Consider the following 648-nt stretch of genomic DNA (forward strand, 5'->3'; position numbering starts at 1 on the left):
CTGACCACCGACCAGGTCGTCGCGCTGTCGTCGCAGCAGGTCGGCACGCTGAGCTCGGCCCAGGTGGCCGCCATGAGCACGCTGGACATCGCCACCATCGAAACGGCCGACATCGGTGCGCTGAAAACCGCCGCCATCGCCGGCCTGTCGACCAACCAGGCCAAGGCCCTGACCACCGACCAGATCGTCGCGCTGGGCTCGGGCCAGATCGGCGCGCTCACCAGCGCCCAGGTCGCCGGCATGAGCAGCACCCAGATCGCCGCGATTGAAACGGCCGACATCGGCGCGCTGAAAACCGCCGCCGTCGCCGCCTTCACCACGCAGCAGACCGCCGCGCTGACCACCGACCAGATCACCGCCATGAGCACCGCGCAATTCGCCGCGATGACCACCGCCAACCTGGCCTCGGGCTGACCACCGACCAGATCGTCGCGATGAGCTCGAACCAGTTCGGCGCCTTCAACACCGCGCAGTTCAGCGCGCTGTCGACCACCGACATCGCCGCCATCGAAACGGCCGACATCATCGGCCTGAAAACCGCCATCATCGCCGCGCTGAAAACCGGCCAACTGGCGGCGCTGACCACCGACCAGCTGTCCAACCTGACCACCGGCCAGATCGCCGCCATCACCACGGCCAACATCCAGG

General features: G+C 67.9%; 1 protein-coding gene and 1 pseudogene. Both read left to right on the forward strand.

The features are described from left to right. A pseudogene (locus DUGA2_RS34730) lies at positions 1 to 414 on the forward strand (heme utilization protein); the annotation flags it as partial. 20 nt (positions 415 to 434) lie between these two features. Next, the coding region (locus DUGA2_RS34735; protein ID WP_286162335.1) for a hypothetical protein at positions 435 to 648 on the forward strand (214 nt) is incomplete at its 3' end.

The organism is Duganella sp. HH101 (assembly GCF_001758795.1).
Classification (GTDB): Bacteria; Pseudomonadota; Gammaproteobacteria; order Burkholderiales; family Burkholderiaceae_D; genus Rugamonas; species Rugamonas rivuli.